A 24,286-nucleotide genomic window follows, 5' to 3' on the forward strand; every position below is an offset into this window, starting at 1 on the left:
ATGAAAATATATGAAGCTATATATTATTACATGTTATCTCCTAAAGAGGCTATAAAAAAAGAAGTAAAGTTTGAATATGCTTTAATAATATTTTTAATGGCGGCTATTAGCATATCAATATCAGTTCTAATAGCTATTGGAAGCAGAGGCTCTATATTTAAATTATTAATACTTGTTTTTGGAATATCAGCATACATTGCAATATCCAACATAATAAAAATAGCTGTTATTAATTTAACTACTAACCTATTAGATGTATATAATAAAGACTATATTAAAAAATTTATAAAAAATTATTTTGCAATATATGGCATATTTATTTTTATTTTGCCAATAAGTTTAATTTTTATAAAAAACGGTGCCTTATTTTTTATACAGGCTATTAGTTTTATAATATTTCAAATATATTATTTTTTCCTATCATATCATAATATAAAGACCTCTTTTAATATAAATAGCTCCTCAAAAGCTTTTATGATTTTACTTTCTCCCATTATAATAGATTATTTAACATATATATCTTTGATTATATTAATATTTGGAGTTTTTATAAATAGTTTATAATTTATTGTTATGAAAAAAATAAAGAAATATATTATATTAGAGGCTATAGGTCCTTTTATAGCAGGCGTACTTTTTTTTACGTTTATATTTGTAATACAGCTTTTGCCGGAATTATTTAAACTTATATTAAATAATGGTGCTCCTATATCTACTTCTTTAGAAATATTTGTTTATATGCTTCCATTCAACGTAGCAATTACTATACCAATGTCAATACTAATGGCTGGAATCATGGGATATGGAAGGCTTTCTTCTGATAATGAAATCATAGTAATGCGTGCTTTAGGATTTTCTCATATGAGAATATATGCCCCTATTATAATACTTGGATTTTTCACTTTCTTATTTTCTTTGTTTTTCAACAATGTTGTTATGACTGAATCAAATTATAGATATAGGGCTTTATTTTCTTATATAATTAATATAAGACCTTCTATTGCAGTTGGAAAATTGGAGTTTGCTTACATATCTGATATTAATCTATCAATTGGGGCATATTATAGCGATAATAATGGTATGTCTAATGTTGTCATTTATGATGGTAACTCTCAAGCCAGAAGAATTATTACTGCTAAAAACGGTAAATGGAAAAATAATGAGGCTAATTCTAAAGTTATAACTTTAACTTTATATGATGGAATAGTTCAAGAGATGCCTGTATATGGTTTTGTAAGCAACGATTTTACTGCATTTGATGCTATGGATATTAATATAGTTAGAAATGTAAGTAAATTGAATGACCATGAAAGAGGCCTTAGAGAAATTCCTGCTTGGCAAATAAGAAAAAAAATAAATGATACAATGTCCAATTCACTTCAAACAGTAACCAATCAAATAAGCAACATGATAATTATGGCATATTCTAATTCATTTATAACCAATATAGACGGCACAACAAATATAATACTAACAAATAATAATGTATCTTTTTCATCTTTTTCAAATACATATGTTACAACGAACTCAGCAGAATTAAATAAATTAATAGAAACAACCAAAAAAGAAGCTGTACCATATTTTTATTATGTAGAGTTTCATAAATTCATATCAATACCGGCTGCATGTTTGTTTATGGTTTTTATTGGAGCTCCTTTGGGTATAGTAGGCAAAAGAAGCGGAAGAGGATTTGGATTTGGGCTTTCTGTAATAGTTGTAGTAATATATTATATTCTCATCACTGTAGCAGAAATTATAGCAGGAAATAGAAAAGTACCGGGCTTTGTTGCTATGTGGTTCCCTAATATAGTGTTAGCTGCTATAGGGGCTTTTCTTATGATACGTTCATTCTTTAGTAAAGGAAAATAAAATTATTATAGTTATAGCAAAATCAAATTAATAAATATTTATATTGTTTTAATTTTACTGATTATAAATATATATTAAATAATGATATATGTTTGTATCTATATTACATAAAAATGCAGTTCTTCGCGAAGCGTATCCGAAGGATATAAGGTTCTTTTATACCAATACCGCAGGCACTTCCTTCGGTCGTAAAAGAACTGGGGTGCGGGGCAAAGCCCTGCAAATATATTAATTTAAACAAATAATTTCTTTACATTAACATATTTATTTTATTCAACTTTTTCCCGTGGCAAAAAGTTGCAAAAAACACAAGTATTTAAATTTTATATCTAAGAAATTATATAAAATAATACTAATTATATTTTACATACCAAATATTAAATTAAAAACAACATAAATATTTATTTATACTTATCTTAGAGATAATCTTATTAAATGCTTTTGAAATAACTCTATTGACAATATTATTTTTTTAAAATATATTATTACAATGCTTAAGGATATATTTATAGATATAATAAATAATAAAAAAGAATGGCTTAAAAGTAAAAAAGGAAATGAATTTGAAGACAGATTTGAAACTTCATTAAAACGTTATGGCTTTAATAGAAGAGCGAAAGAAGATATTGACAATATACTCTCTTCTATTAAGAAAAATATTTTAGATAAAAAAAGTGATTCATTGATTGATAATACTTATGCATTGGAAGATAGAAGTATGGAACACTGTTTTGTATGCCAGCCTTATGGAAGTCAGGAGTTTCCAGATTTTTTAATATTTGCAAGTAAAAAAATTATACCTATAGAGATAAAATACAGCAGCGGTAAATCTTCAAAACCTATGTGGAACAGTAATTTACCAAAGGCTAATGCTATTTATATATTTGGTTCTTATAAACTTTCTGATGTTACATTTTTTTTAGGAAGAGATGTACTTAGCATGGAAGAGAGAATAGAGCTTATAGGTTTTTTTGAAAGTAATGCTAAAAGATTGGAAGAAGAGTTTAGAAAAGAAATGAGAAATAAATTAAATAATACGAATTATAAATTCGATAGAGGATTTGATGTTTATATTAGAATTGCTTATGAACAAAATAAAAATATAAATAAAGAAGCTAATATAGATTATTTTTCTCATAAAGATAGAATAAAATGCGAAGAAAATGTTATAGAGTTTTGTGAGAGTTTATAAGAGAGATATAAAGTATAATGCAAAAAGAGTATACAAAAGAAAGCATAGATTATTTAAAAAATACTGATATAGAAAAAAGAAAAAATTTAGGTCAATATTTTACGCCTAAAAGCATAAGAGATTTACTTTTAAAAAAATTAATAGATATATCATCAAAAAAAGATAATGTAAAAATATTAGACCCAGCCTGCGGAAGCGGAGAGTTTCTTTTATCTTGCAATGAATACTTTAATAATCCAAAACTCTATGGATTTGATATTGATGCTGAGTTAATCAATATATCTAAGAAAGTTATAAAAAATGCTGATATAAAATGTGTTGATACTTTAAAATTAAATATTGAGGATTCTATTAAATATGATTATGTTATAGGAAATCCTCCATATTTTGAGTTTAAGTTAGATAAAGAGCAAAAAACAAGATTTAAAGATATTATAAATGGCAGAGTTAATATATTTTCATTATTTATCAAAATAGGATTAGAACTTCTTAGCGAGGGAGGATATTTAGCTTATGTTATTCCCCCTTCAATGAATAATGGAGCATTCTTTTCTAAGCTGAGAGAATATATAATAAACAATAGCAGCATAGAATATTTGCATATAATAGAAGGCTCTGATAAGTTTTATATGGCAAATCAGAAAGTAATGCTTTTGATATTAAAAAAAACTGACACAAAAAAAAACAAAAAATATATATTTGAAAAAAACGGCATTACAATATTTACAGAAGATAAATTATTTTTAAATAAAGCATATAAAGATACTATTAGTTTAAGAGAAATAGGATACTGTGTAAAAACAGGAAGCATAGCATGGAATTTCAATAAAGACAAGCTAACCAATGATAAAAATAATGCCATACCTTTAATATATTCATCTAACATAGTAGACGGAAAAATTATCATACCAAATAAAAGAGAGTTTCAATATATAAAAAATATTTCAGAGGATTTAATAATAAGAAAAAAAGTTATAGCAGTTAATAGAATAACAGGCTCTAATAAAAGTATTAATATAAAATCAGCAATAGTAAAAGAAAAAGAGTTTGTATGCGAGAATCATGTTAATGTTATATATCCATTAAAAAATTATGATAAAAACTACACATTAGAATATATTTATGATGCTTTAAATGATGAAAACAATATAAAAGCATTAAGTCTTATAACAGGAAATACTCAAATCTCTAAAACAGAATTAGAGAGACTCCTTCCTATAAAAGTTAAAAAGTAATTTTATTAAATATTTATATTGTTTTTAGTTTAATATTTAGTATGTAAAATATAATTAGTATTACTTTCTTAACTTGCGTTTTTTGCAACTTTTTTAAGCGACAAAAAAGTTGACAATATATTTATAAAAATAACAAGATACGGTTGTTTAGCCACACTAAAAATTTAGCTTTAAATTTTAGTATATACCAATATTATATTTTAATAATATTTCTACAATAATTTTTTAAGGCAATATAAATCCAGATTCCTCTTCTCCAGACATATCTCTATAATTAACTCTAATTTTCAATGATCTATACTGACCTTTTTCTAAATTATTCTTAAAACTATTGAAATAAATAAAATATCTTCCAAAGTTAATATTTTTTATATTCATAAGCTCATTCGCATAATTAATAGAATTATCAGCATTTATAGTATAACCATAAGTAGACTTAGTCATTAAATCATAGAAATAGTTTGTTTTATTAACTCCAATATAAACCTGATTCAATGAAACAGCATTATTTTTTGCATAATTATAAAGGTCTGTAAAATCCATCATAGAAAATACAGTATCATCAGGGTCGCTTACTGAGAAGTTAATAATAGCAGTCTTCTTAAAACTATTTGCAGAAAGTCTTATAGCCTCATAGTAAGCATTATCTAAAGCTGATATTCCTCCTTCAAATCTAAAATTATTAGCATTTTCTAATATTCTTAAATTGGCAGCAGAATATCCATCAGATTTATAAACTTCATCATTATAATGTATAACCATTACTTCATCATTATTAGTTAAACTCAAAGTAAAATTGCTAATCTCTTCTTTTATTCTATTTTCATAAGGTTTAGCAGCAGCACTATCTTCAATTAAAAATATAAATCTATACTCATGAAGTTCAGGAGCATCATACATTCCAACTTTTTTATATAAATTATCATTCTCTATAACCTCAAAGTTCTCAGCAGTAAGACCAATAATAGGATTAGTAAGTCTGTCACGCACAGTTACAGAAGTTACAACAACAGGATATTTATTTAAATACTGTCTATCAACAAATACATCTAAATTAGCATAATATTCTTCTTTTCTTGTATAAACATCTATTTTTCCAGATAAAAAATCTGTAAGATAAATTGTCTTATTGGCATCCTCTGTTACAGAAGTAGGAGTAGCAGTATATCTCTCAGAATTATTAAACAAAGTAAAAATATTATTATTTATATCATAATAATAAACCTTGCTTCCATCAGCTATAAATAAATTTCCGTCAGAAGCAAATGAGAGTCCCCTAGGCTCATTAAATAATTCATGCTTAATAGTAGAAATATAATTGCCATTTAAATCAAATCTTTGAACTCTCTTATTACCCATATCAGCCACATAAATATAATTATTATCAACCACTATACCTGCAGGCGAAAAGAACTCTCCCTCATTCTCCCCCATCTTTCCAAAACTATCTAAATAATTACCATTAACATCAAACACCACAATTCTATTATTTCCCGTATCAGATACATATATCCTTCCTCCATTATCAGCATATAAAGATGAAGGACCAAGAAGCTGACCATTGCTTATACCAGTGTTTCCTATATTTGTAATATAATTTCCATTATTGTCATATTTAAATATTTTATCTCTTTTAGTGTTTGCTATGTATATATATCCGTCATTATCAATAGTAAAACCTCTTGGATTTTCTAATTTCTCATAAGGATAAACTCTTGTTACAAACTGTATAGCCTTTCTCCACCAACTGTTTTGCTGCTCTTCTAATCTTTTACCGTTTGATATTTTTTTTATTAAATTCCCGTTTACATCAAATTGCTTTAATGAAGAATCACTATAATCTAATACATACAAAGTACCATCTTCAAGCATTTCTATCTGAATAGGCTGATTAATGTTTTTTAAGAAATTAGCATTTGTAGAAAAGCTTTTAAGATAAATAAAATTGCTTAAAGTATCTTTAGTCTCTTCAGCAACATTTGCAGTATAATATTTATTGATTTTAGAGAGTATTATAGGGTCTTGATATCCCATTCTTGTAATATTCATCCATTCATTAATAGCAAGATTCATATATCCAGCCTTATACAAAGCCCTGCTATACCAATATCTAATAAACTTATCCATTGGATTTGTATTAAGAGAGGTTCTAAAGCTTGCTATTGCTGCGTCATAACGTTCTTGATTATAGTAGTGTACACCTCTAATTAGTTCTCTATAGGAGTCATAGCTATCTGTGTTTACATAATATGGGGTTTTGTCTAAGGGGTATGAAAGCGATACAGTTACAAAAAAAATAACCATAAACGCTAGAAGTTTTACTCTCATAAATCCTCTTTTTTAGTTTATTTTATGGTTTTAAATTTAATTAAAAATAATTCAAAATAAAAATATATATAATAATAATGATAACAAAGCCCACTATCGGGATTGAACCGATGACCCTCACCTTACCATGGTGATGCTCTACCTGCTGAGCTAAGTGGGCAATTTTTCATTTTTATTATAAAATTACAGACTAAAAAAGTCAAGCAAAAATAATATGTTTACTTTATATAGCCTATAATATTTTTAACATAATTTTTAGTTTCATCTATATTAGGTATTCTTTGTAACTTATCTACCAAAGAAGGCCCAGCATTATACGCAGATAAAGATAAATCTAATCTGCCGTCATATCTATTTAGCATCTGTGATAAATACTTAGTACCAGCCATTATATTAGTATAAGGGTCTTTAAGCATCTCTTTATCGGTTACACCAAGACCAACTCCTGTAGAAGGCATTATCTGCATTAAACCAATAGCACCCTTGTGGCTAACAGCATTAGGCATATAATTTGATTCTTGTTTTATAACCGCTTTGATTAAATCTTCAGGCACAGAATATTTATTAGCAGCTTCCTTAATTATATCATCATAAGTTGATGGGAAAGATGCTTTTTTGTAAGCATTTAAAGCTTTAGCAAAATTGTTAGTAGCATCATCATACACGCCAAAAGAAATTTTACCGTTAAATGCTTCACTATTATTAATTTTTTTATTGCTTGTTTCTGCTGCAGCAACAACATCATCAGTTTTATTTAATTTATCTAATTGACTATTATTTTTTACAGAGTTTTCTGCCATAGCTTCATTTAAATGTTCAGAAAAAGGCTTTGTAGGAGGAGTTGTATTAAGCGGAGCAAAACCTAATTGATTAAATCTCTCTTGAATCTCCCCTATTCTAACATGTATTCTTTGTACTGACTCTATCATAAAAAAATCCTTAAATTATTTTAATTGACATAATAGTCATTTTTCCATTCATCTAATTTAGACTGCTCTTCCTTATTCATTAACTTTTTATATTCCAACATTTTTTTCTCTTTCAATATTTCAACAGCCCTTCTTTGTTTAGTAGCCTCTTGTAAAATATCCTGCCTTCTTCTAAGCTCAATTCCTATTTCAGACATTTTTCTATCATGTATTGCTATTTGAGAGTTTAGAGCAAGCATATATTCCCCAAAATAAATACTCATATTAATCATCTCGCTGCTGTCTTCAATAGAATCTACTATTTTTATTCCATCATTTATTTTTAAAATGCAATTATCTTTACCCTCTCTCTCTTTATTGTATAACGCAGAAACTTCCGCAACTTCAGCCTGTTTTTTTTTTTCTATATTTTTTCTAAGCTTATATAAAGGCTCAAGTTTAAAATCAAATCTCTTCATAATCTTCTAACACTCAATTATAATATTACAACACTCTCTTCCTGTTTAACATTATCGGAAATTTCTTTATAGTCATTTGCACTTTTTACATCGCCATTATTAAGCAAATCCTCTTCTATTTCATTTTTAGAATAGAACATAGAAAGCAGATTTTCTTTACTGTCTGCAAAAGTAGAAAGCTCATACATATCCTGCTGTAAATATCTATCCATCATAGGCTTATATTCTATAGCCTTATCAACTTCAGGCATACTTCCCTTAGCATAACCGCCTATCATAATAAGCTCTTTAACTTCATTATAATCAGCACTCATTTTTAGAAACTCTCTAGCAGCTTTTTTATGCATATTAGAAACTACTTCATTCATAATTCTCGATATGCTTTTGTTTATATCAATAGCAGGAAAATGCCCTCTATTAGCTAAATCTCTCGATAAAACAATGTGCCCGTCTAATATACCTCTCACAGCATCAGTAATAGGCTCATCCAAATCATCACCTTCAACCAATACATTGTAAAAAGCTGTAATTGTGCCTTTTGAAGAAGTACCGGTTCTCTCTAATAATTGTGCCAATTCTGAAAAAACACTCGGAGTATATCCTCTTGTAGTAGGAGGCTCACCTCTTGAAAGACCTATCTCTCTTTGAGCCAAGGCAAAACGAGTTACAGAGTCCACCATAAACATAACATCTTTGCCTTTATCTCTAAAATATTCGGCTATTGTGGTAGCAGTATATGCAGCACGCACCCTCAAAAGCGGAGCATCATCACTTGTAGCAACAACAACTACGCTTCTTTTTAAGCCCTCTTCTCCAAGGTCTCTCTCTATAAAATCTAATACCTCTCTTCTTCTCTCACCAATTAATGCAATAACATTAACATCAGCATTAGTGTTTCTTGCTATCATAGATAAAAGTGTAGACTTACCAACACCCGTACCGCTCATTATAGCCATACGCTGCCCCTTACCAACCGTAAGAAGCCCATCTATTGCACGCACGCCTGTTTGTATATTCTTTTTAATTCTTGGTCTATTTAATGGATTTACAGAAGTATGATTTATAGGTATAGGAGTTTCATAAAACTTATGACCGCCCCCGCTTAAAGGCTTACCCATACCGTTTAATACAGTACCTAAAATTTTATCAGAACAAATTATAGATAAAGGCTTATCAGAAGAATAAACCATATTTCCAAAAGTAATACCATTTACACTTCCGTAAGTAGAAAGCAAAACATCTTGATTTCTAAACCCTATCACTTCAGCATCTATATACGTATCATCATTTTTATATATACGGCAAATATCCCCAAGCTTTGCAAAAGGTCCTTCACTCACAACAAGCGAACCTATAACCTCTTTTACCTTGCCGCAAAACTTGAGCATTGCAACATCATCAACAACCTTTCTATATTTATCAAAAGAGTCATGTATTTCTCTAAAAGAATGCTCTCTATCAGTTTCAAATCTGCCGCCTTCAAACATAAATAAACCTTTTTATTTTTTTATTATATAGTAGTTTTTTAATAGTTTTTAATTAAAATCCTTTTATAGGCTCTACTTCTTTTATAGCAGTCTCTATTTCATTTAATTGAGTGTTAATTCTTGCATCAATGTCGCCAAAGTCTGTTTCTATCATACAGCCGCCCACATCAACATTAGGGTCTTCTAATACTGTAACCCCCTCAATCTTGTCAAGCATCTGATAAAACTCATCTTTGTGCCTTGCAGAAATCTCTAAATCATCAATATTTACTCTTATAGTGATTTTAGTTCTTCCTTTAATTCTTCTTAATGCCTCTTGAATATTTCTTATAACTATACCCTTATCTTTTTCTGTAAGCATTTTTACTACTCTCTTAGCAATGAGTATAGCAACCTCTATAAGCTGAGCTTCTGCTGTATCTATTATTTCATTTCTTTTATTAATAGTTTCAGCTAATATCTTTTTTAATTTTTCATTGAGCTTAATTAAATCATTATTGCCGTCAGCAAAAGATTTTTCAAACCCCTCATCATAGCCTTTAGCATATCCTTCTTTGTATGCAGCATCTTTTATAGATTCAGACTCGCTTTGTATTCTCTCTTTTTCAGCATTAGCATCTTGTATGATTCTTGAAGCATCTACTTTAGCCTGTTCAGACATAATATGCACTTCATTTTGCTTAGCTTTAAAAATTTCAAAAGCCTGATTTTTAGCATCTTCTATAATTCTCTGAGCCTCATCAGCAGCCTTTCTTCTCATATCTTTTAAATCTTCTTCCCACTGAGCTCTAAGTCCAGCAATCTCTGCCTCAATCTCTTCTATAGAAGGACCATGATATTCTTCCTGCTCTTCAAAATCTATCTCCTCCTGAAGCTTATGATGCGGTACAGCTATATTAACTTTTTGAGTAAGTTCAACAATACTTTTAGCCTTAAAAACCTTTTCTGGCATAATTTAAACTCCTAATTAATAATCAAAATAAATACACATCAAACAACCATTTCATCTTCACCAGCACGAGCAACAACGATATCACCTTGCTCTTCAAGCTTACGAATGATATTAACAATTTTCTGCTGAGCTTCTTCAACATCTTTAAGACGAACAGGTCCCATAAAGTCCATATCCTCTTTAAGCAATGCAGCAGCACGTTTAGACATATTTCTATAAACCTTATCTTGAGCATCAGAATCAACACTCTTAAGTGCCTTAGCCAAATCACTAGAATCAACTTCACGCAAAACTTTCTGTATAGCTCTGTCATCAAGTAAAACAATATCCTCGAATACAAACATACGTTTCTTGATTTCTTCTGCAAGTTCTGGGTCGTCTTCTTCCAAACTCTCGATAATACTTTTCTCTGTAGACCTATCAACACTGTTAATAATTTCAACTATAGAATCTATACCGCCCGCAGAAGTAAAGTCTTCACTAGCAAGTGTAGAAAGTTTTCTCTCAAGTACCCTTTCAACCTCTCTTAAAACCTCTGGGGAAGTTCTGTCCATTGTAGCAATTCTCTTAGCAACATCAGGCTGTATTTCTGAAGGCAATGCTCCTAATATGCTTGCTGCCTTTGGAGCTTCCAAATATGCCAAAATAAGTGCTATAGTTTGAGGGTGTTCACCTTGTATAAAGTTAAGCAAGTGAGCTGGGTCTGTACGGCGTATAAAATCAAAAGGTCTAACCTGTAATGAAGATGTTAACCTATTGATTATATCGCTTGCCTTCTGGCTTCCAACAGATCTTTCAAGCAAGTCTCTTGCATAATCTATACCGCCTTGAGTTATAAAGTCTTGAGCTATCATCATCTCTTGGAATTCTCTAAATACAGCATCTTTATCGGCAGATTCAATATTCTCAAGTCTCGCAATATCAAATGTGATTTGCTCTATTTCCTCTTCGCGTAAATGCTTGAATATCTCACTAGAAGCTTCCATTCCCAAAGAAACTAAAAATATAGCAACTTTCTGACGTCCGCTTAATACGCGTTGTTTTTTTTCTTTTTCATTATTAGCCGCAGCCATACTTAAACTCCTATTAAAATTTATAACTCAATATTTTTTTATTAACTTATTTATTTATCGTCTGCCATCCAAGTACGTAGCAACTGAGCAACATCCTCAGGTCTCTCATGGCTTACTCTTATAACCTCTTCCATAAGCTTCTTACGAGCCGCATCCTCTAAATTAATCTCACTCATAGGCTCTTCATTGGCATTCATCATAGCCTGTCTGCGCATTTCCATTTGTTTGCGTTCAAGCTCTTCTTCTCTAAGTCTACGTCTTCTTGCAAGCTCTTTCTGTATAGATCTGATTATAAGCACTAATATAAACAATGCTAATAATCCTATCATAGAAATTATAAGAACTCTCTTTATAAAATTGTTTCTTAATAATTTAGCATCTTCTGCATTAAATCTATCCCAATGGTCAAACTGAATATGTGTTACGCTAACTTGGTCTCCTCTCTTTAAATCATATCCTATAGCTGCCTGTACTAATGATGTAACATTTTTTATCTCATCAGCAGTTACTGGGTGATACTCTCTTAAATAACTAGTGCCGTTAGTAATAATAGCATTACCATTAGCATCATAAACCTTTGTCCATCTTCCGTCTAAAGCAACAGCTGCAGATATTTTACCTATCTGATAGCTTCCTTTCTTTATAGCCTCATATCTTTTGCTTAACTCATAGTTATCCTGACTATCTGTTTTTGTATATGTCTGCCATCTGTCTGTTTTATCTTTATATCCAGGAGGAACATTCTCCTCTGCACCAGCTGCACCTTGAGGTATAAATTGCTGACCTTTCCAATCTTCTGTTACTGTACGAGTTGATACTTGAACTTTGTTTGTAAATTGACTGTCATCATAAGGTGTTGTTGGGTCGTCTTCTTTAAGTATTATAGGAAGCACTAAATTATTTGTTATACTAATGTCGTCCCATATAAGCTCTAATGCTATTGTAGTTTCTACTCTGTTTGTATATATTCTTCCTAATGTTTGTCTTATTTTATTTTCTATCTTTTTTCTCTCTCTGTCAACTATCTTTAACTCTTCTTGAGCTACTTTTAATTTTAAATTTGCTGCCTCATCTGTAAAATCAGTTAATACATAACCTGTACTGTCTGTAATTGTTACAAACTCTGGTTTTAGTTTATCAACACCCATAGCTATTAATTGCTGCAAGCCTCTAACTGTTTTTGGGTCTCTTAAAACCTCTTCTTTAAAAGGCTGTGCTTTGATTACTACTGATGCTGTAACAGGTGAATCTACATCTGTTAAATATTCTTTCTTAGGAAATGCTAAATCAACTGTAGCTTCTTGTACAAAATCTAATTTAGTTAATAACTGTGTTATTGCTTTTGTTAGTGACCTTCTTTTATTAATATCCAATTCTGCATCTGTTATACCAATACGAGGAGCATCAAATAATTCCCAGCCGTCTACTCCCATTGGCATTCTACCTTCTTTTACTAATTCTAATTCTGCTTTGGCTTTATCAGCTTCATTGTTTAATGTAATAAATCCATTTCTATATTGATATTTTATATTATTTGCATCCAAAACAGCTATAACGTTTCTTGCATCTTCTTGTGTTAGTGCATTTTGAAATAATAATGTGCCTGCTCTTCTCGAAGTAAAAAATACTGTAGCTACTATTGCTCCCAAAGCAACTACTAATACCCCTATGAATATAGCTTTCTGTAGTTTTGTAGTTTTTGCGAAAATATTTTTTACTTGCCCAATTAATTTATTCACAAAATCCATTAGAATACCACCTTAAAAAGTTCTCTTTATATTGTATCGGTTATAGTTATGTTTACTTTATAAAAAAATTATGTTTATTTCCAAATTTTTTATATCTTTTATATATTAGTTTACATAATTATTTTTGTCAATAAGTAAACATAATATTTTTAACCCTTTATATTACTTTTTTCGCTTTTTAAAGGTTTTAGTATCACTTTTTATAATTTTTATAAATTAAAGATTTTGTATATAATTTTCAACCAAATCTAAAGCAAATAGTACGCTTAACTCTCTAATATTGTCTCTATCGCCGTAGAATATATTTTTATAAGCTTTTATATAGTTTTCTGCTGATATACACACAAATACTAATCCGACAGGCTTCTCTTCACTGCCTCCATTTGGACCTGCTATGCCGCTTATTGCTATTGATATATCACTATCCATCATTTTTCTGCTGTTTTCTGCCATTTCTAATACGCACTCTTCGCTAACAGCACCATATTTTGACAAAGTTTCTTCTTTTACACCTGTAATTTTATTTTTTATTCTATTAGAGTACGTTACAAAAGAGCCTTCAAAGCACTCCGATGAACCGCTTACAGATGTTATAGATGAAGCAAATAGCCCGCCTGTACAAGATTCACAAGAGGTAATTTTTAATTTCTTTTCAATAAGAAGATTAACTACATTTTTAGATTTTTCTTTTAATCTATTCATAATATTATCCTAAACAAAAATAACTTGCACCAAAAACATATATATAACAGTGCCTAAACCTATACTAATAAGCACATTTCTCTTAAAAATTTGAAAAATAGCTATTAAAACAATAGATATTATTTCAGGCAAACCATATGGGAATTTTATTATATTTATGTCTTTTATGCAATATATTACAAGCAATGCTATCATAGCATAAGGCATTGCATCTCCCAAATATTTTATATACCTTCTCTCAGCAATAGACTTTCTTATTATTATAAACGGCAAAGACCTTAAAATAATAGTACCCAAAACAACCATTAATGCAGTTATAAAAATTTCTCTATCACTCACTGAGTTTCCTCTCTTTATATTTATCAAGATTATAACTAATGCTTATAACTATAAATATCAAAACCATAGAAAATATTATAAATATATTAGTTTTAAATATTAAAATAGGTATAGAACATATAAGCCCTATAATAGCCCCCTTATGATTATTATCACTATCAAGCCACTGCTCTACAAATATAACCACAAACAAAGCAGTTAAAACAAAATCAAGTCCCTTAGTATTAAACCTAACAAAATTACCTATCAAACATCCAAGCAAAGTACCCAAAGCCCAATAAATATAATTTAAAAAAGAAACAAAAAATAAAAATGCCTTTCTGTTTACATTTTCAGGCACATTACCGCTGCAAAGTATAGAAAAAGTCTCATCACTCAAAGAAAATATTAAAAAAGGCTTCAATAAACCGCTGCCCTTGTATTTACTCACCATCGATATGCCATAAAAAGACATTCTTGAGTTTACTGTTAATGTTAATATAAAAGCATATAAAGGGTTAAAAGGAGCTAAAAACAAATAATTTATAGCAACATACTGCATACTTCCGCAGTAGGCTGCCATACTCATAAACATAGCAAGAAAAGTGCTAAACCCCTTCGCCTTCATCAATATACCATAAGCCATACCCAAAAATAAATATCCAATAAGAACAGGTATAGTCTTAGGCAAAGCATATTTTAACGATTCAATTAATTCTTCTTTTTTTATACTCATATATATTAATTTTATTAGATAGTTTAACAATATTATATTTTTGATTTTATATTCTTCACTTTGTTTTCATCTGTATACTTCACACCAAACTCAGGCGGTCTTAAAGCAGCACCCATAAATACATTTTCGTTTCTATATTGCATCGCACTTTCAACTGTTTTATTCGCTGTCATATGATATTCATTAGCTTTAAGAGTATCTTTTATATATTCAATATTTCTTTCATTTATTCCGCTTCCGGGCATTATTATTATTTTATCATTATATTTTTCAACTAATTCTTTTAGTTTTATTATACCGCTCATAACATTAGCTTCCCCGCCTGAAGTGAGTATTCTCTCAAATCCAAGCGATATAATATCCTCACAAGCCTCATTTAAATTACAGCTTACATCTATTGCCCTATGAAAAGTAGCTTTATTAGTTCCCCATAAGTCTAATAACTCTCTGCATCTAACTTTATCAACTTTTCCATCTTTTGTAAGTATTCCAAACACTATGCCGTCAATTTTTAATTCCTTCATGAGTTTTATTTCTTTTTTCATTACTTCAAACTCAATATCATCATAACAAAAATCTCCACCCCTAGGACGCACCATTGCATATATAGGTGTATTTAATTTTTCTCTCGCCAACTCTAAAACACCATAACTTGGAGTAGTTCCGCCCTCAAACATATTGCCGCAAAGTTCAACCCTATCTGCTTTGCCTTTTTCAGCATTAATGCAAGACTGTACACTGTCCACGCATATTTCTATTTTTATATTTTTATTCATATTATTTATACCTAATCAATTTATATTTAAAAACATATAAATTATACTAAAAAAATATTAATTGTCAAAAATTAATATTAATAATATATGTAATTATATTCAAAAAAAAATTAGAAATAATTTATATAATTAAATTCATTGATATTTATTTTTATGGGGTTATAATATATTAAAGTAATTAAAAAGGCGGTTTATATGGAAATAGGTGCTTATAGAAATTCAAATAACATTGCAAATATTTCAGCTGTTTCAGCAAATAAAAACACTCCAATAAGCGAAGTAGGTGTATGTAAAACTTGTGCCAATAGAACATATCAAGATGGTTCTAATGATATAGGAGTATCTTTTAAAACCCCAACACATATAAGCCCATCTAATGCACCATCAGCTGTAGCCTCTCATGAACAAGAGCATGTTGCAAACAATGAAAGAAATGCTCAAAAGTCTGGAGGTGAAGTTTTATTTCAAAATGTTACATTAAATACTTCAATATGCCCAGAATGTAAAAGAGTTTATGTTTCTGGAGGCGTAACAAAATCAGCAATATCAGCACCAAAAGACAAGGGCAATAATGTTGATACTTATGCTTAATAATTAGCAAAATATTTAAATATAATTAAGCAATAGGCATTATGCTAAAGTTCATAGATTCTATTACTCTAAGCAAAGCGTATGCTGTGTCTAATGAAGTAATACATGATATATTATTTTCAGCAGAAGCACGTCTCAATTCTAAACTATCAGAATGAGTTTTGCTGTCGGTTGCTATTGTATTAATAACATAATCAACTTTGCCAAGTCTTATAGTATCTATTATGTCTTCAAATCCGCTTTCATAAATCTTTGAAACTTCTTTTATATAAAGCCCTTCTTTTCTTAGGAAATTAGCAGTTCCTTTTGTAGCATATATTCCGTAGCCTATATTAGAGAATCTTTTTGCCATATCTACAATTTCAGGCTTATCATCATCTGCTATTGTAAAAAGAACATTTCCTTGAAGAGGTATTTTTATTCCGCTTGCAATTAGTGCTTTATATAATGCTTTTTCAAAATTAATATCAAAACCCAATGCCTCGCCTGTACTTTTCATTTCCGGACCAAGCACAGTGTCTACTCTTCTTAATTTGGCAAAAGAAAATACAGGAGCTTTAACAAATACTTTATCAGATTCTTTTTTATATAAATCATTATACCCTTGCTCTTTTAATGATTTGCCAAGTATGCACATTGTAGCAATATTAGCCATAGGTACATTAGTTATCTTGCTTAAAAAAGGAACTGTTCTGCTGCTTCTCGGATTAACTTCAAGAACATATACATTATCATCTCTATCAACTATAAATTGTATGTTGTAAAGCCCTATAAAATTAAATCCTTCTCCTATTCTTTTTGTATAATCAATAATACTGTCTTTTACTTTTTTTGAAATAGTTTGAGCAGGATATACGCTTATAGAATCTCCAGAGTGAATACCAGCTCTCTCTATATGCTCCATTATGCCGGGTATGAATACATTATGCTCACTATCAGCAATAGCATCAGTTTCTATTTCTTTTCCTACAATATATTTATCAATTAATATAGGAGCTTTATTGCTAACTTCTTTTACAGCAGTCTCCATATATATTTTTAAAGCACCATCATTATAAACTATCTCCATAGCACGTCCGCCTAATACATAACTAGGACGCACCAAAACAGGATATCCTATTTTATTTGCTATTACTAAAGCCTCATCAACTGTTATAGCAGTTTCACCTTTAGGCTGAGGTATATTAAGAGTTTTTAACATTTCTTCAAACTCATGTCTGTCTTCAGCTCTGTTAATATTTTCTAAAGAAGTGCCAAGTATATTAACCCCATGCATAACAAGTTTTTCAGCAAGATTTATTGCAGTTTGACCTCCAAATTGAACAATAACTCCTTTAGGTTTTTCAAGCTCCACTATATGCATAACATCTTCTATAGTGAGAGGTTCAAAATAAAGTTTATCAGATATTGAAAAGTCTGTTGATACTGTTTCAGGGTTATTGTTTATTACTATAGCCTCGTATCCTGCTTCTCTTATAGTCATAACTGAATGCACAGTAGAATAATCAAACTCCACCCCCTGACCAATTCTTATAGGTCCAGAACCTAAAACAATAATGCTTTCTTTACCGCTTTTAATAGATTCATTTTCTTTCTCATAAGTAGAATAAAAATAAGGCGTCTCACTTTCAAACTCTCCCGCACAAGTATCAACCATTTTGTATACAGGAACTATACCATTTTCATGTCTTAATTTGTATATATCAATTTCTTCCATTGCCCAAACTTTAGCTATATAACTATCCGAAAAACCTCTTTCTTTACATTCCCTTAAAACTTCTATATCCATTTTGTTTTTAGATAATTTATTTTCTAACTCTATTATATTTTTTATTTTATCCAAAAAAAATTTATCAATATGGGTAATATCAATTATGTCTTTTATATCTTCTTTTCGTCTTAAAAGTTCAGCTATAATAAATATTCTCAAATCATCTCTTAATTCTATACGCTCCCACAATTTTTTTGTTGTATATTCAGAAACATCTTTATGAATTATATGATCACATTTTATTTCAAGAGAGCGAACAGCTTTTAGAAAAGATTCTTCAAAATTACGCCCTATGCTCATTACTTCACCTGTAGCTTTCATCTGTGTGCCTAATTGTCTGTCGGCGTTAGGGAATTTATCAAATGGTAGTCTTGGGAACTTTGTAACTATATAATCAATAGAAGGCTCAAAGCAAGCAAAACTTTTTTTAGTGATAGGGTTAAGTATTTCATCTAAAGTCATACCCACAGCTATTTTTGCACTTATTTTAGCAATAGGGTATCCTGTAGCCTTACTTGCCAAAGCACTTGAACGAGATACCCTAGGATTAACCTCTATTATATAATACTTAAAACTATTTGGGTCTAATGCAAGCTGCACATTACAGCCGCCGCATATTTTTAAAGCTCTTATTATTTTAAGGCTCACATTTCTAAGCATTTGATTTTCTCTATCGCTTAATGTTTGACAAGGAGCAACAACTATACTATCTCCCGTATGTATTCCAACAGGGTCAACATTTTCCATATTACATACCACTATAGCATTGTCATTATTATCACGCATAACCTCATATTCTATTTCTTTGTACCCCGCAATGCTCTTTTCAACCAAACATTCATGAACAGGGCTTATTTTTAATCCAGTCTCACATATCTCAATTAATTCTTTTTCATTGCGTGCAAATCCGCCCCCAGTTCCTCCAAGTGTATATGCAGGACGCACCACCAAATGATAGCCTATTTTATTTGCAAACTCTATTGCCTCTTCAACACTATGTACAATCACACTTTCTGGCACAGGCTCATTTATATCATTCATAAGCTTCTTAAAAAGCTCTCTGTCTTCAGCAGTATTTATGGCATTCAAATCTGTTCCTAATATTTCAACATTATATTCATCTAATATACCGCTTTCAGCAAGCTCAACAACTAAGTTTAAACCAGTCTGCCCGCCCAAAGAACCTAATATTGCATCAGGTCTCTCTTTATAAATTATTCTCTTAGCAAAATCCAAATTAATAGGCTCTATATAAACTTTATCTGCTATAGCGGCATCGGTCATTATTGTAGCAGGATTTGAATTGATAAGCACAACTTCGTATCCTTCTTCTTTTAAAGACTGACAAGCCTGAGTACCCGCATAATCAAACTCTACAGCCTGTCCTATAATTATTGGACCTGAACCTATTACCAATATTTTTTTTATATCTGTTCTTTTAGGCATTTTTCTCTCCGTAATTATTATTCATCATATCAATAAACTTATCAAATAAATACTTGCTGTCCTCTGGTCCGGGGTTAGATTCTGGGTGATATTGAACAGAAAATACCGGAAATTTTTTATGTTTTAACCCTTCGCAGCTTTCATCATTTAGAGATATATGAGTTAAAATTAAGTCTGTATTTACTAAACTCTCTTTTTCAACAGCATAACTATGATTTTGACTTGTGATGCTTACTTTGTTAGTTTCCAAATCTTTAACAGGGTGATTGCCTCCTCTGTGTCCGAACTTTAATTTAATAGTGTTAGCACCGCATGCCAAGCTTATAAGCTGATGCCCTAAGCATATTCCAAATATTGGCACTTTTCCTATAAGCTCTTTTATTGTTTTTATAGACTCTTTTACATCTTTTGGGTCACCCGGTCCGTTTGAAAGCATTACTCCGTCTGGATTTAAGGCCATTATGGTTTTAGAATCTGTATCATAAGGTACTACTATTAAATCGCAATCTCTTTTGCTTAACTCTCTTATTATTCCAAGCTTTGCACCAAAATCTATTAACACAACTTTTTTTCCTCTATTTGGTATAGGGAAAGCATTTTTTGTAGAAACTCTTTTTACATGGTCATTCATATATGGTGTTTCTTTTAACATTTCTACTATATCATCTTTATTTTCTATAGTATCGCTCATTATAGCTTTTAATGTTCCTACTTCTCTAATCTTTTTCGTTATCGCTCTGGTATCAATATTTTCTATGGCAGGAATATTTTTTAGTTTCAAAAACTCATCTATATTTTCTGCATTCCTAAAATTATTAGGGCTTTTACAAGCCTCTTTTACTATAAGACCAAATATTGCAGGATTAAGACTTTCAAAATCATCTCTGTTTATGCCGTAATTTCCTATTAAAGGATAAGTCATAACAGTTATTTGCCCGCAGTATGATAAATCAGATAACACTTCCTGATAACCTGTCATAGATGTATTAAAAACTAATTCACCTATCTTAAAATTATCAGCACCAAAACCAATGCCTTCATAATAACTTCCGTCTTCAAGTATTAAATAACGTTTCAAATTTGCACCTTCCTATATTCTAAATTTTTTTTAGGTTTTTAGTTAAAATAAAAAAAAGATTGGAAATCAACTGAAAGTCAATCTCCAATCTTTTTCTAAGATTATTATAAAACTGCCTAACTCGCAGAATTTTTTTTGTTTGAAAATGTTTAAAAATCATAACTTTATTTTGTTTTTTTATTTTAAATAACTATAACATATATAATTAATATTACAATCATTTTTTATAAAAAGCAAAATAAAAGTTTATATGCTTATTTTTAACTATTTTGTGCTAGGTCCAAATTTAAATCCTACTTGCAAACCTATATCAAAACTAGAATAAGTAACATCTTCAACTGCCAAGTAATTACCAAACTGAGGATAATTATTAATAAAATTATTGTTTATAGAATATACTGTAGGCTCTAAACCAAAATCATATCCTAAATATAAACCAACATTAATAGCTAAATTTTGAGCAAAGAATATAGAATAATCAAAAGTTAATTTTATATAAGGTATAACTTTAGTAATAAAATTACTAGAAATATAATTATAATCAATTTTTGTACTGCCTTTAGCACTTCCTATTTTATAATAATATTTACCACCTAAAGGCACTTTAACTCCAGCACCAATTCCTATAGCAAAATTATAAATATTAAACTTTGGAAGTATTCCAACTTGAAGGCTTTCAAAAGTATAAGTATCAGAAATATTTTTATCAAGTTTGCTTATATAAGAATAACTATCATGACTATAACCCAATTCTCCAAGCACACTTACCCCCATATTAGTATTAATGGCAAACATATATCCAAGCTGAACAGAAACACCAGCATCTAGGCCAATACCATTATTTTTACCAATAGCATTTCTAACTTCACCATTATGAAGATTATTATAATACTCACCCCAATCAGTTAAATCATAATCATAAACACCAAAACTCATACCAACAGGCACATTTAAAATAAACTCAAAGCCACTAGCAGCAAAACTTGTAGCTGTTATAAAAATAAAAACAAAAATAGAAAATATAATTTTTTTCATAAATTGCACCGCCAATTTTTATAATATCTTATATATAATATTATAGCTTTTTCATAATTTTTTTCCATAATTTTATATATTTTTATTTATAAATATAAAAAAATAAATATTTTCTAATATCCAATAATAGCAGAATCAGTTCTATAGTCGCACCCGCCATATAATACATTATTCTCATTTCTAAACACTATCTGCCCTCTTCCAAAATAACCAAAATTATTCAACTTATCTTTTTTTATTATATTATGCCCCTTACTCTGAAGCTCTGATGCTAAATTATTATCAAAATTATGTTCTAACTCTATATTTTTTTCACCCACCCATTGCCATCTTGGCTTATCTAATGCACTTTGCGGATTGAGATTATCGTCTATCATATTTCTTAAAACCTGCAAATGACCCTGAGGCTGCATAAAAGCTCCCATTACTCCAAATGCACCAATAGGTTTATTGTCTTTACATAAAAAACCAGGTATTATAGTGTGATACGGTTTTTTTCTTGGTGCTATAAAATTGGCTGATGATTTATATAATGAAAAATTAGCTCCTCTATTATGCAAGGCAATCCCTGTCTCTGGTATAACTATTCCGGAACCAAAGCCCATATAATTACTCTCTATAAAAGAAACAATATTTCCATAAGAATCAGCAGCTGCTAAATAAACCGTATCTCCGCTATTAAATATATAATTTGAAGGTTCTAATGCCTTATTTTTAGTTATAAGTTTTGCTCTTTCTTTGGCGTAGTCTTTTGAAAGCATCTCCTCAACTCTTACTTTCATGTGCTTTTCATCTGCTATATATTTTTTGGTGTCTGTAAATGCAAGTTTTAATGCTTCTATATCATAATGCGTATTTAACTCATCAAAATTACTGAGTATATTTAATGCCATTAGCACTGTTATTCCATGTCCATTTGGAGGTATCTCATAAACATCATAGCCCCTATAGTTTGTAGTTATAGGCTCTACCCAAGTCGGATAATAATCATTTAAATCTTCTTTAGATAAATAGCCTCCATATTTTTTCATAAAGCTATCTATCTTCTCAGCAATCTCTCCCCTATAAAAACTCTCTGCATAAGTATTTCCTATTTCAAATAAAGTTTTCGCATGATGCGGAAGTTTTACAATGCTGCCAAGTTCTGGAGCTTTGCCGTTAAAACTAAAAGTATCAAACCAGTATTTAAACTCTTCTCTCTTGTTATTATCAGAAACTTTCAAATAATTGTTAAAAGCAATATTCCAATCGAAAGCTACTTGCGGCTGTAATGCATATCCTTCTTCTGCATATCTAATAGCAGGCTCCAAAACTTCTAACAGTTTTAACTTACCGAATTTTTTACTTAAAGCAGCCCATGTAGCAGGAATACCTCCAACAGTGATAGGTATAAGTCCATAATGAGGAACACTATCCAAATTAAGCGACAATATTTTATCAACATCTAAATTCTTTGGCGAAAAACCGCTTCCATTTATAGCATGCAATTTATTATCAAAATAAACTATAGCAAAAGCATCTCCTCCAAGACCGTTTGAAGTAGGCTCTACCACAGTTAAAGCAGCAGCAGTTGCAATGGCACTATCTATTGCATTTCCGCCTTTTTTTAATATCTCTATACCAGCCTCTGTTGCTAATACATTACTGCTTGCAACCATACCCTTACTTCCAAATACAACATTTCGAGCAGAATTATATTCATTATTATAAAAATTAAATCTCATTAGAAATACCTTAAAATATTTATTATTAAATTATACATCATAAAAAAAATATCACCATTTAATTATAAAAAATTTATTTAATACTATAGTTAAAAAATACCTCACTGCTCCCGCCCTTTATTCTTTTTTGTAAAACTTAAAAAATATAAATTTATTTTTCTTATACTGCCTAATCAGAAATTCTAACCCCCACCCTAAATTTTGTAAGATTTACAATCTCCCAACCGCACGCTAAACTAAATAAAAATATATAAATTAGACTTGTTTCAAAACTAAATTAATAAATAATTACACTGTTTATTTTTTAGTATTTTATCTTTATAATTGGGGCTTTGCCCCAAACCCCACTTCTTTTGCGACCGTAGGAAGTGCCTTCGGTATTGGCACAAAGAAGCAAAAAGACTGCAATTATATACATTAAAATTTATTATTATACAACATGTAAAACATTGTCTTGTAAGTAAAATTATTTTTATTTTTTTCAACTAATTTTGTCAAGTACTTTTGAAACAAGTCTATTGATTACAAATACAATTTAAACTTATATTGATAGTTTATTTAACGTGCGGTAAAATAGGCTTATATACTAATCAACGCTTGGGCGGGTATGCTTTTTTAGTTTGGCATTATAAAATATAAAAGCAATAATTTTAAATAATACAGAAAGCTAATAAGGGCGGGGTATTAAAATATAGTTAAAAATTATTATACTGCCTATTTTAAAATATTTACAGCCAAACACTAAACAGATTTTTTTATGCTGTGCACAGGAGCCAGACATATTGCAGTTAGGAATTCCTTAATTTCTTAAAGTATAGCATAGGTGTATCATAATTTA

At 29.8% G+C, this 24,286-nt stretch carries 20 protein-coding genes and 1 tRNA gene; 5 read left to right on the top strand and 16 right to left on the bottom strand.

Annotated features, from left to right (window positions below; translation table 11 throughout):
• The 4 genes from Q0H31_RS04100 to Q0H31_RS04115 all read left to right on the top strand — a co-directional run bounded on the left by Q0H31_RS04100 (position 1) and on the right by Q0H31_RS04115 (position 4,296).
• On the top strand, positions 1–564 hold the full coding sequence (locus Q0H31_RS04100; RefSeq protein ID WP_295295970.1) for a hypothetical protein: 564 nt from the start codon (positions 1–3) through the stop codon (positions 562–564).
• Positions 565–573: 9 nt separating this feature from the next.
• Positions 574–1,869, top strand: coding sequence for an LptF/LptG family permease (locus Q0H31_RS04105; protein ID WP_295295972.1), 1,296 nt, complete (start codon positions 574–576; stop codon positions 1,867–1,869).
• 490 nt (positions 1,870–2,359) lie between these two features.
• Positions 2,360–3,061: a type II restriction endonuclease gene (locus tag Q0H31_RS04110; protein WP_295295974.1), complete on the top strand. Its 702-nt coding sequence runs from the start codon at positions 2,360–2,362 to the stop codon at positions 3,059–3,061.
• Positions 3,062–3,078: 17 nt separating this feature from the next.
• Complete coding sequence (locus Q0H31_RS04115; RefSeq protein WP_295295976.1) at positions 3,079–4,296, top strand: N-6 DNA methylase; 1,218 nt, start codon at positions 3,079–3,081, stop codon at positions 4,294–4,296.
• A 225-nt stretch (positions 4,297–4,521) separates the two neighbouring features.
• Here the strand turns inward: Q0H31_RS04115 and Q0H31_RS04120 are convergent, their stop codons facing one another.
• The 12 genes from Q0H31_RS04120 to Q0H31_RS04175 form a co-directional block, all read right to left on the bottom strand.
• Complete coding sequence (locus Q0H31_RS04120; protein WP_295295977.1) at positions 4,522–6,624, bottom strand: 6-bladed beta-propeller; 2,103 nt, start codon at positions 6,622–6,624, stop codon at positions 4,522–4,524.
• An 87-nt stretch (positions 6,625–6,711) separates the two neighbouring features.
• Positions 6,712–6,784: transfer RNA gene (locus tag Q0H31_RS04125), tRNA-Thr, on the bottom strand.
• A gap of 58 nt (positions 6,785–6,842) precedes the next feature.
• Entirely contained in the window at positions 6,843–7,553 is a 711-nt protein-coding gene (locus Q0H31_RS04130; RefSeq protein ID WP_295295979.1) for a lytic transglycosylase domain-containing protein, read from the bottom strand.
• 20 nt (positions 7,554–7,573) lie between these two features.
• Entirely contained in the window at positions 7,574–8,011 is a 438-nt protein-coding gene (locus Q0H31_RS04135) for a flagellar export protein FliJ (protein WP_295295980.1), read from the bottom strand.
• A gap of 17 nt (positions 8,012–8,028) precedes the next feature.
• Positions 8,029–9,498, bottom strand: a complete 1,470-nt coding sequence (locus Q0H31_RS04140) for a FliI/YscN family ATPase (protein ID WP_295295982.1) — start codon at positions 9,496–9,498, stop codon at positions 8,029–8,031.
• A 52-nt stretch (positions 9,499–9,550) separates the two neighbouring features.
• Complete coding sequence (gene fliH / locus Q0H31_RS04145; RefSeq protein ID WP_295295984.1) at positions 9,551–10,450, bottom strand: flagellar assembly protein FliH; 900 nt, start codon at positions 10,448–10,450, stop codon at positions 9,551–9,553.
• 38 nt (positions 10,451–10,488) lie between these two features.
• Positions 10,489–11,523 (bottom strand): flagellar motor switch protein FliG, encoded by a 1,035-nt coding sequence (gene fliG / locus Q0H31_RS04150; protein WP_295295985.1) that lies wholly within the window; start codon positions 11,521–11,523, stop codon positions 10,489–10,491.
• Between the two features lie 50 nt (positions 11,524–11,573).
• Positions 11,574–13,271: a flagellar basal-body MS-ring/collar protein FliF gene (gene fliF / locus Q0H31_RS04155; RefSeq protein WP_295295986.1), complete on the bottom strand. Its 1,698-nt coding sequence runs from the start codon at positions 13,269–13,271 to the stop codon at positions 11,574–11,576.
• A gap of 216 nt (positions 13,272–13,487) precedes the next feature.
• Positions 13,488–13,973 carry a CinA family protein gene (locus Q0H31_RS04160; protein WP_295295988.1) on the bottom strand — a complete coding sequence of 162 codons (486 nt, stop codon included), beginning with the start codon at positions 13,971–13,973 and terminating at the stop codon, positions 13,488–13,490.
• Positions 13,974–13,982: 9 nt separating this feature from the next.
• Positions 13,983–14,312, bottom strand: a complete 330-nt coding sequence (locus Q0H31_RS04165; protein WP_295295989.1) for a branched-chain amino acid transporter permease — start codon at positions 14,310–14,312, stop codon at positions 13,983–13,985.
• A complete protein-coding gene (locus tag Q0H31_RS04170) occupies positions 14,305–15,027 on the bottom strand; it encodes an AzlC family ABC transporter permease (RefSeq protein ID WP_295295991.1) in 723 nt (240 codons plus the stop codon). The genes Q0H31_RS04165 and Q0H31_RS04170 overlap by 8 nt, the downstream gene beginning before the upstream one ends.
• A gap of 32 nt (positions 15,028–15,059) precedes the next feature.
• Complete coding sequence (locus Q0H31_RS04175; protein ID WP_295295993.1) at positions 15,060–15,803, bottom strand: copper homeostasis protein CutC; 744 nt, start codon at positions 15,801–15,803, stop codon at positions 15,060–15,062.
• A 195-nt stretch (positions 15,804–15,998) separates the two neighbouring features.
• Here Q0H31_RS04175 and Q0H31_RS04180 point away from each other — a divergent pair, with 195 nt between their 5' ends.
• Positions 15,999–16,394, top strand: a complete 396-nt coding sequence (locus tag Q0H31_RS04180; RefSeq protein WP_295295995.1) for a hypothetical protein — start codon at positions 15,999–16,001, stop codon at positions 16,392–16,394.
• A 25-nt stretch (positions 16,395–16,419) separates the two neighbouring features.
• Here the strand turns inward: Q0H31_RS04180 and carB are convergent, their stop codons facing one another.
• The 4 genes from carB to Q0H31_RS04200 form a co-directional block, all read right to left on the bottom strand.
• A complete protein-coding gene (gene carB / locus Q0H31_RS04185) occupies positions 16,420–19,611 on the bottom strand; it encodes a carbamoyl-phosphate synthase large subunit (protein ID WP_295295996.1) in 3,192 nt (1,063 codons plus the stop codon).
• Positions 19,604–20,689, bottom strand: a complete 1,086-nt coding sequence (carA, locus tag Q0H31_RS04190) for a glutamine-hydrolyzing carbamoyl-phosphate synthase small subunit (RefSeq protein ID WP_295295997.1) — start codon at positions 20,687–20,689, stop codon at positions 19,604–19,606. The genes carB and carA overlap by 8 nt, the downstream gene beginning before the upstream one ends.
• A 264-nt stretch (positions 20,690–20,953) precedes the next feature.
• On the bottom strand, positions 20,954–21,724 hold the full coding sequence (locus Q0H31_RS04195) for a hypothetical protein (RefSeq protein ID WP_295295998.1): 771 nt from the start codon (positions 21,722–21,724) through the stop codon (positions 20,954–20,956).
• Between the two features lie 113 nt (positions 21,725–21,837).
• Positions 21,838–23,448: a gamma-glutamyltransferase family protein gene (locus Q0H31_RS04200; protein WP_295295999.1), complete on the bottom strand. Its 1,611-nt coding sequence runs from the start codon at positions 23,446–23,448 to the stop codon at positions 21,838–21,840.
• Positions 23,449–24,286: the final 838 nt, after the last annotated feature.

Origin of the sequence: uncultured Brachyspira sp., from assembly GCF_934747485.1 — a bacterium.
In the GTDB taxonomy this organism is placed as follows: domain Bacteria; phylum Spirochaetota; class Brachyspiria; order Brachyspirales; family Brachyspiraceae; genus Brachyspira.